Annotated in this window: 9 protein-coding genes; 4 read left to right on the forward strand and 5 right to left on the reverse strand. The window is 69.4% G+C overall.

Annotated features, from left to right (window positions below):
* Window positions 1-32 precede the first annotated feature (32 nt).
* Window positions 33-821 (forward strand): phytanoyl-CoA dioxygenase family protein, encoded by a 789-nt coding sequence (locus tag ABD255_RS28155; RefSeq protein WP_344219220.1) that lies wholly within the window; start codon window positions 33-35, stop codon window positions 819-821.
* Between the two features lie 77 nt (window positions 822-898).
* Here ABD255_RS28155 and ABD255_RS28160 read toward each other — a convergent pair whose 3' ends face one another.
* From ABD255_RS28160 to ABD255_RS28180, 5 genes are all read right to left on the reverse strand, one after another.
* A complete protein-coding gene (locus ABD255_RS28160) occupies window positions 899-1,969 on the reverse strand; it encodes a zeta toxin family protein (protein WP_344219222.1) in 1,071 nt (356 codons plus the stop codon).
* Complete coding sequence (locus tag ABD255_RS28165; protein ID WP_344219224.1) at window positions 1,966-2,322, reverse strand: hypothetical protein; 357 nt, start codon at window positions 2,320-2,322, stop codon at window positions 1,966-1,968. The genes ABD255_RS28160 and ABD255_RS28165 overlap by 4 nt, the downstream gene beginning before the upstream one ends.
* Before the next feature lie 59 nt (window positions 2,323-2,381).
* Window positions 2,382-4,160, reverse strand: a complete 1,779-nt coding sequence (locus tag ABD255_RS28170) for a 3-hydroxyacyl-CoA dehydrogenase family protein (protein ID WP_344219226.1) — start codon at window positions 4,158-4,160, stop codon at window positions 2,382-2,384.
* A gap of 253 nt (window positions 4,161-4,413) precedes the next feature.
* The gene (locus ABD255_RS28175) at window positions 4,414-5,313 is read right to left on the reverse strand and encodes a methyltransferase domain-containing protein (protein ID WP_344219228.1); all 900 of its coding nucleotides are present in this window, start codon (window positions 5,311-5,313) and stop codon (window positions 4,414-4,416) included.
* On the reverse strand, window positions 5,310-5,633 hold the full coding sequence (locus tag ABD255_RS28180; protein WP_344219230.1) for a hypothetical protein: 324 nt from the start codon (window positions 5,631-5,633) through the stop codon (window positions 5,310-5,312). Before ABD255_RS28180 ends, ABD255_RS28175 begins: the two co-directional genes overlap by 4 nt.
* A gap of 73 nt (window positions 5,634-5,706) precedes the next feature.
* Here ABD255_RS28180 and nucS point away from each other — a divergent pair, with 73 nt between their 5' ends.
* From nucS to glmS, 3 genes are all read left to right on the forward strand, one after another.
* Window positions 5,707-6,366 (forward strand): endonuclease NucS, encoded by a 660-nt coding sequence (gene nucS, locus ABD255_RS28185; protein WP_344219232.1) that lies wholly within the window; start codon window positions 5,707-5,709, stop codon window positions 6,364-6,366.
* Between the two features lie 66 nt (window positions 6,367-6,432).
* Window positions 6,433-6,708 (forward strand): HU family DNA-binding protein, encoded by a 276-nt coding sequence (locus ABD255_RS28190; protein ID WP_344219234.1) that lies wholly within the window; start codon window positions 6,433-6,435, stop codon window positions 6,706-6,708.
* Window positions 6,709-6,738: 30 nt separating this feature from the next.
* Window positions 6,739-8,559, forward strand: coding sequence for a glutamine--fructose-6-phosphate transaminase (isomerizing) (glmS, locus tag ABD255_RS28195; RefSeq protein WP_344219236.1), 1,821 nt, complete (start codon window positions 6,739-6,741; stop codon window positions 8,557-8,559).
* Window positions 8,560-8,932 lie beyond the last annotated feature (373 nt).

An 8,932-nucleotide genomic window follows, 5' to 3' on the forward strand; every position in this document is an offset into this window, starting at 1 on the left:
ACACTCAGCGCCGCTCGACAGATCCTTGAAGCATGACCAGCACAGTTGCAGAGGTTTACGAGCGGGACGGGATCGTCCAGGTGCCGGAGCTGCTCAGTCAGGCTGAGGTGGACCAGATCAAGGCCGCCTACATGGCGCAGGTGGCCGCCGATCACTCCCTGGCGATCGATGACGGAGTACCGGCCGAGGACCCGCTGGCGCAGTACCCGCGGTTCGTCCATCCGCATCGGCGGACTGACGTGGAGGCCGGGCGGCTGGCTCTGGAGTTGATGCTCGACAGCCGGATCCTCGATGTCGTCACCACCCTGATCGGGCCGGCGCTGGGCGCTCAGTCGATGTTCTATTTCAAGCCGCCGGGTGCGCGCGGTCAGGCGCTGCACCAGGACAACACGTTCTTGCGCTCCCACCCGGAGACCTGCCTGGCCGCCTGGATCGCGATCGACGACGTGGACGCGGAGAATGGCGGTCTGGCGGTCGTCCCCGGCTCCCACCGGGTCGAACTCGTGTGCCCCGAGCCTGCCGACCTGACCGAGTCGTTCACCAACGTCGAGGTTCCGGTGCCGGACGGGATGAGCAAGGTCCAGACCAGGATGCGCGCGGGTGATGTCCTGTTCTTCCACGGCAGCGTCGTACACGGCTCCCGCCCGAACACCAGCACCGACCGGTTCCGCCGCTCGCTGATCTTCCACTACATCCCAGAGGAGAGCACAGAGATCGCCTCCTTCTACAACCCACTGGTCCGCCCGGACCGGCGGACCACCGTCATCACCGAAGCCATCGGCGGCGGCCCCTGCGGCGACTACGCCAACGCCGAGCCCTGAGCCAATCGCGGCCTCGTCTGCCCCCCAGCGCCACCATCCGCAAAGTCTGGCTCGATCAGCCGGCGCGCCCGGGCTGCTCAGCGGTCTCGGGGGCCGGTTTCTGGGGAGCGGCCGGTGGATCCGCGGGCTGGATCGGGGCGGGACGAGCCAGTGGGCGGCGGGGTGATCGTGCGGGCGGGGGCGAGGCCGGCGCCGGTGATTCGTTGGAGGTCGAGCAGGCGCTGGTCGAGTCCTGCCTCCGCGGAAGGCTCGCGGGGGCTGGGCTGTGGGCCGCCGCGTTGGGCCTCTCGACGCATCGCGTCGCGGATCGCGTCGTCTACAGGTTCCTCCAGCGGCGGCAGTGCCGGGTCGCGTTGCCGTAGGGGCAAGGCTGTCGCGAGGAAGCGATCACGTTCGACAGGCGTCGGCGGACGGTTGCGCTCAGCAACGATCGCCTCCCGCGCACCCGGCGGGTACTGCAGGCTGCCGTCCGCGTTGCGGTGGTTCTCGAACAGCACTTGGCCGTCCCGGTCCACGACATAGATGTCGTCGACATACCCCTGGGACTCCAGCGCATGAGCCGCATCCGGTACGCCGCGATAGGCATGGTCGTGATGCGCGGGCTTCACCCATCGGCCGATACCGGTGTCATCCCGCGCCTGCTGGTAGCGATTCGCCACCCCGAGCAGACTGTTGGCGTCATCCGTGGCGACATAGACGACCGTGACCCGATAACCCGCATCACGGAAACCATCGGCCCACTGCCTCGCCGCGTCCTCCGACTGCATCGGCGCACTGGCCACAACGTCGTACCGCGTATCTCCCGTCCGCAGATGATCCAGGCAGCGGCGGCGCAGATCCGGCGGAAGACTCTCATCGACGATCTCGTTGCCCCGGATGCCATTGGCGCGCATGATCGCGTCGTACCGCGGATGCGCCGGAGGATCGTCGTCGAAGTCATATGACGCCGTGCGATCCGCATCGAGCGCAGCCTGGACAAGCTCCTGGATGGTCGTCTTGCCGGCAGCCGGTTGCCCACCGATAAGCACCACGACCGGCCGTACTCCGGCCGCCCGCTCGGGCAGTTCGGGCGGAGTGATCTGAGCCAGCCGCCGCGCGACGACCGCGTCGGCCTCGGCCGGCGACAGCGCCGGATCAGCCGACGTCATTCGCCGATCTCGGCCCGCAACCGCCGCAGCGTCTCCGGGTAGGTGCGAATCACTTCGTCCCGCTCCTCGGCCGACAGCGTGCCACGCCGCCGGAACTGCCCGTCGTAGAAGGCCAGCTTCGCCGCCAACTCGGCCCGGCGTTCCGGATCTGTCTCGGCGGAGACGAGGGAGTTGTAGCAGGACGCCACGCTCTGGATCAGGTTCCGGACCCGCTCCCGCTCGGTCCGCTCCTCATCACTCAGCGCCCCACCCGCACGGCCGCCAAGCGCCTCCGTGATGTGCTTGCCCGGCTCACCAGCGTTCGGCGCCTCACCGGCCGGCATTCCACCGTCCCGTACCTCGTCGTCAGGCATCGACGGCTCCCTCCGAGTGCGATGACGCTACTCGGCGAACGCTACCGCGACCCGAGGTCTCAGCTGGTGTAGTCGCGGAAGCCCCGGGAGGTCTTACGACCGAGGTACCCGGCCGTGACCAGGTGCTCCAGCAGCGGCGCCGGCGCGAACCCAGGCTCGCGGAACTCCAGGTACAGGGTGCGCTGGATGGCCAGCGACACGTCCAGACCGACCACGTCGAGGAGCTCGAACGGGCCCATCGGCAGGCGGCAGCCGAGCTTCATCGCGGCGTCGATGTCGTCCACCCCGGCGTAGTGCGCCTCGAGCATCCGGACCGCGTCGTTCAGGTAGGGGAAGAGCAGCGCGTTGACGATGAATCCGGCCCGGTCGCCGCACCGTACCGGGTGCTTGCCAGCGGCAACTGCCAGCGCTGCGACGCTGTCCGCGACCTCCGGTGAGGTGCTGACCGTGCTGACCACCTCGACCAGCTTCATCACCGGCGCGGGGTTGAAGAAGTGCAGGCCGACCACGTCCGCCGGCCGCTTGGTCGCCATCGCCAGGTCGATCACCGGCAGACTGGAGGTGGTGGTCGCCAGGATCGCGCCCGCCTTGCAGATCTCGTCGAACGTCTCGAACAGGGCCTGCTTGACGCTCAGTTCCTCGACCACGGCCTCGATCACCAGGTCGGCCGACGCGAGGTCGTCGAGCTTGGCGGTGCCGGTGATCCGGGTCAGCGCCGAGTCACGCTCCTCCGAGGAGAGCTTGCCGCGCTGGACACCCTTCTCCAGCGAGCGTTCGAGCGCCGCCCGGACCCGGTCGACCTTCTCGGTGCCGCGCGCCACGTACAGCACGTCGTACCCGGCCTTGGCGCAGACCTCGATGATGCCGACGGCCATCGTTCCCGAGCCGACGACGCCGACGCGGCTGATCGGGCGGATCGCCGCCGCGGCGCCGGAGGTCGAGGGCGTCAGGTCGTCGTCGACCACGACCGGTGAGTCCGGCGCCTCGTAGGTGTAGAAGCCGCGGCCGGTCTTGCGGCCGAGCAGTCCGGCGGTGACCATCTGCTTCAGGATCGGCGACGGCGCGTGCAGCCGGTTGCGGCCCTGCTTGTACATCGTGTCGAGGATCTCGTACGCCGTGTCGAGGCCGATCAGGTCCAGCAGCGCCAGCGGGCCCATCGGGTAGCCGCAGCCCAGCCGCATCGCCGCGTCCACGTCCTCGCGGGTGGCGTAGTGCGACTCGACCATCGAGACGGCGTGGTTCAGGTAGCCGAACAGCAGCGCGTTGGCGATGAAGCCGGCCCGGTCGGCCGCGACCACCGGCACCTTGTCCAGCCGGCGGGCCAGCGCGAGCACGTCCTCGACCACGTCCGGCTCGGTGACGACGGTCTTGATCACCTCGACGAACTCCTGCACCGGCGCCGGGTTGAAGAAGTGCATGCCGACCACGCGGCGGGGGCGCTGGGTGGCGACGGAGATCTCGGTGACCGAGAGCGAAGAGGTGTTGGTGGCCAGGATCGCGTCGTCGCGGACCACCTTGTCCAGCGCGGAGAAGATCTCCCGCTTCAACTCCAGCCGCTCGATCACGGCCTCGATCACCAGGTCGCAGTCGGCCAGCGACTCGATCTCGGTGGCGAAGGTGACCCGGTCGAACAGGGCCTGCTGGTCCTCGACCGACAGCTTGCCCCGCTTCACCGCGCGGTCGGTCGAGTGCTGGATGTGCCCGCGGCCGCGCGCGACCGCCTCCTCGTCGCGCTCCACGCCGACGACGCTCAGCCCGTGCCGGGCGAACACCTCCGCGATACCGGCACCCATCGTGCCGAGACCGACCACTCCGACCGTCTTCAGTTCGCGCGCCATGGCTCGAAGTGTGCCAGTCGCACCACTGGTCCGCACATGAGCTGTGTCACCACCGAGAACAACCTCACACCTCATCCACCACCAGCGGCGTCGCTTCCCACGCCTCCACCACCCGGTCAACCACCACCGCGCCAGCTAGCCCCAGCGCAACAGCCCTCGGCCGAACATCCCGTACTCCGAGCTCCCGCGCCGTCTCGGACCCGCTGGATCGCGGCGAGGCCCCGTGCGGTGTGCAGCACAATGCCGGCACGGATCACGTGCGGCGGGCCAGGACGTAGAACCAGCCGCCGATGGGGGTCTGGCCGCGTTGCCAGGCGAGGACGGTCCAGCCGCAGGCGGCGAGAAGTTCGCGGAGGGACTGCTCCTCCCAGAGGGTGAAGTGGCGTGGGAGGTCGAGGTGGCGGTTCGACCATTCGTCGCCCTCGCCCTCGCGGGTGGTGAAGGCGAGGAGCTGAGCGGCCTGGTGGGACTTCCGCAGTACGGTCGCCAGTTGGGCGGGGGTGAAGTGGACGAACACGGCGTCGGCGAAGACCAGGTCGTAGGGGCCGCCGAAGTCGTCGGTCAACGCGTTCAGCCGGTCGGCGTCGTGGCCGTCGGCGCGGATCATCTCGACGAAGGATCCGGCGGCGTCGGTACGGCGTACGCGGTGGCCGCGGCGCTCCAACTCCACCGCGTCCTCGCCGGTCCCGCTGCCCAGTTCGAGCACCGAGCCTCCGTCGCGCAGGTGGGCGTCGATCAGGTCGAACAACTCGATCATGTAGGCGTTCGGAGTGCGCCGCAGTGAGTCGCGGAACCGCTCGGCCGCCTGCTCATAGGACGCCAGAGTCACCTCGTTGGGACTGGGCTCGAGGCTCCAACCGTCGCCTTCGTGTTCGATCACGGCTGGGAGGGTGATCCCGAGGTCCAGCTCCGGCGCGACCACCACGACAGTCTCGCCACGATGCTGGTCGGCGATCTCGCGCACGACCGACTCCGCCTCGGCGTGGCTCAGCTCCGGTACGACGGTCAGCCGGACCCCGAGCTCCTCCGCCAGCCCCGCGGCCGGCTCTTCAGCGCCCGGGGTCGCGTAGACCTGCGCGACCCGCTCACCCGCCAAACGCTCCCGCGAGCCAGGCGGCAGCAGGACCAGACGGGCCGGGCACATCAGGTTCATGGCCGGACGTACTCCAGCGCCTGCTCCGCATACCCCGGCCAGGTCTCGGCGTGCTCGAGCGGGATCACCACCCACTCCTTCATCGGCCGACCCATGCCCGGGTCGAAGTGCTCCGCGCCGCTGAGCGCCAGCGCCTGCTCGCGCGGCTCCGGCGGCAGCTTGAACGTCATCGCGTCGCCATAGAGCCCGGCAAGCATCTTCTTCTCGATCTTCAGGCACGGCATCCCGAACATGCTGCCCTCGACCACCCCGGCCCCGGCCAGCCCGTCGGCCACCGCCTGGTACTCCGTCCGCGCCTGCAGGCTGATCTTCGGCTTCATCCACCCAGCCTCTCACCGCCACGCCGCCGGGCGCCATCATGCCCGGACCCCCGGTGCACTACGGTGCTTAGTCGTGCGCCTGGTGATTGCTCGTTGTTCAGTGGACTACTCCGGACGGCTGACTGCCCATCTTCCGATGGCGCCGCGGTTGTTGATGGTGAAGGCGGACGGGTCGGTGCTGATCCACGCCGACGGCGGGTCGTACAAGCCGCTCAACTGGATGTCGCCGCCGTGCAAGCTGACCGAGGGCGAGGACGTCTGGAGCGTCACGAACAAGGCCGGCGAGGAGCTGCGGATCACCTTCGAGGAGGTGCTCAGCGACTCGTCGTACGAGCTCGGCCTGGACCCCGGCCTGATCAAGGACGGCGTCGAGGCGCACCTGCAGGAGTTGCTGGCCGAGCACGTGCACACGTTCGGCGAGGGGTTCACCCTGGTCCGGCGCGAGTACCCGACCGCGATCGGCCCGGTCGACCTGCTCTGCCGCGACGCCGACGGCAGGCACGTCGCCGTCGAGATCAAGCGCCGCGGCGAGATCGACGGCGTCGAGCAACTGACCCGGTACGTCGAACTGCTGAACCGCGACCCGCTGCTGGCCCCGGTCCGCGGCATCTTCGCCGCCCAGTTGATCAAGCCCCAGGCCCACTTCCTCGCCACCGACCGCGGCCTCGAGTGCGTCACCGTCGACTACGACGCCCTCCGCGGAATGGAATCCGACGTACTCCGGCTGTTCTGACCAGCTTGCCCGAATTCGGGCAGAATGTTGGCATTGACCCCGCTTCCACTGCAGAGTGGTCGGGTGATGACGGAGGCGGCGGACCCCAGCGACGAACTCGTCGAGCAGGTCAGCCGCACCACCGGCCTGACGCCGGACGACGCCCGCCGGGTGGTCGCCGACGTGCTGGCCTACTTCACCGAGACCACCGAGGAATACGTCCGGCGCCGGCACCGCGAACTGCAGACCTTCGGCGCCCGCAACGACGAGATCTTCGAACGGGTCGGCGCCGAGCTGAAGCACTGGCCGGTCCGCTCCCCCGAACTGTCTGCCCGCCAGCTCCGACGGATCGTCTACGGCTGACGCGGACCACCCTCCACGAAAGGAACCTCCATGTGCGGAATCGTCGGGTACGTCGGCCTCAAGCCGGCCGCGCCCATCCTGGTCGACGGCCTGGCCAGGCTGGAGTACCGGGGATACGACTCGGCCGGTGTCGCCGTGGTCGGGTCCAGTGAGCTGAAGGTGCACAAGGACGCCGGCCGGGTCCGCGACCTGGAGGCGTCGCTGCCGAAGCGGTTCGGCGGCAAGCTCGGCATCGGGCACACCCGGTGGGCCACCCACGGTGGCCCGAGCAAGGACAACGCGCACCCGCACGCCAGCGGCAACGAGCGGATCGCGGTCGTGCACAACGGCATCTTCGACAACGCCGGCGCGCTGCGGGCCCAGCTGGAGGAGGCCGGTGTCAAGCTGCGCTCCGAGACCGACACCGAGGTGCTCGCCCACCTGATCGAGCAGGCCGAGGGCGACACCCTCGAGGAGAAGGTGCTGGCCAGCCTGCGCCGGATCGAGGGCACCTACGGCATCGCCGTGATCGACCTGGACTTCCCGGACCGGATCGTGGTCGCCCGCAACGGCAGCCCGCTGATCCTCGGCATCGGCGACGGCGAGATGCACGTCGCCTCCGACGCGGCCGCGCTGATCCGCTACACCCGCCAGGTCGTCTACCTGGACGACGGCGAGCTCGCCACCGTCCGCGCCGACGGCTACCGCACCTTCACCCAGGACGCCCGGGCCACCACCAAGACCGCCAAGACGGTCGAGTGGACCGCCGACGAGTACGAGCGCGGCGCGCACGAGCACTTCATGGTCAAGGAGATCCACGAGCAGCCCGAGTCCGTACTGCGGGCGCTCCGCGGCCGCCTCGACGAGCGCTTCCACACCGTCCACCTCGGTGGTCTGAACATGGACGCCCGGGAGGCCCGCGAGATCAAGCGGGTGAAGATCCTCGGCTGCGGTTCGGCGTACTACGCCGGCCAGATGGGCGCCCAGTTCATCGAGGAGGTGGCCCGGATCCCCGCCGACGCCGAGCCCGCGTCGGAGTTCCGCTACCGCAACCCGGTGGTCGAGCGCGACACCCTGTACATCGCGGTCAGCCAGTCCGGCGAGACCCTGGACACGCTGGTGGCTGTCCAGGAGCTCAAGCGCAAGGGCGGCAGGGTGATCGGCCTGGTCAACGCGGTCGGCTCCAGCATCGCCCGCGAGGTCGACGGCGGTGTCTACCTGCACGCCGGTCCGGAGGTCTCGGTGGCGTCCACCAAGGCGCTCACCAACATGGCCGTCGCGTTCGCGATGCTCGGCATCCACCTGGGCCGGATCCGCGACGTCTCCCCCGCCGACGGCCGCCGCCTGATCGACGGTCTGAAGAAGATCCCGGAGCAGATCCAGGCGATCGTCGACACCGAGCAGGAACTGGCCGAGATCGCCGGCCGGCTCGCCCAGCACGAGAGCATCTTCTTCGTCGGCCGCACCCGCGGCTACCCGGTCGCCCGCGAGGGTGCGCAGAAGCTGAAGGAGATCTCCTACCGGCACGCCGAGGCCTACCAGACCTCCGAGCTGAAGCACGGCCCGCTCGCGCTGATCTCGCCGGACGTGCCGAGCGTCGCGATCGTCCCGCAGGACGAACTGCAGGACCGCAACATCGGCGCGCTGCACGAGATCGCGGCCCGCTCGGGCCCGCTGTACGTCGTCACCCACCCGGGCGTGGAGATCCCGCCGGGCGCCGCCGCGGTGATCACGGTACCGAAGAACGAGCCGGAACTCGACCCGATCCTGCTCACCATCCCGCTGCAGTTGCTCGCGTACCACGCGTCGGTTGCCCTCGGCCACGACGTCGACAAGCCCCGCAACCTGGCAAAGTCCGTCACCGTCGAGTAGTCCGGAGACGCCCGCAGACACCTCCCGCCGATCCCGGCGGGAGGTGTCGCATGCTGGTCGCATTATCGACGAGACGCTGCGGCTGTGAACCACGGCGAGGGCGGTCGCGGAACGCGCCGGAATGACGCGGCCGCCACGTAGCCTGCAGTTGGCCCTTCGCCCCCTTGGAGGACATGTTCGAGGCTGTTCCGGCGCGGACAGCCCGATGCCAGTGGCACAGCAGCGCACCGCAGACCACCTCACGGCGAATTTGCACATTCGCTCCCGGCCATCTTGTGACAAGCTCAGTGCGCGGTCCGCGGCCAGGGCCTCGGCAAAGTCGGCCGCTTGGGCGCGTGACCTGGGCGTTTGCTGATTGCTGACGCGGTGTGGC

The sequence above is a fragment of the Kribbella sancticallisti genome, from assembly GCF_039530625.1.
GTDB classification, from domain to species: Bacteria; Actinomycetota; Actinomycetes; order Propionibacteriales; family Kribbellaceae; genus Kribbella; species Kribbella sancticallisti.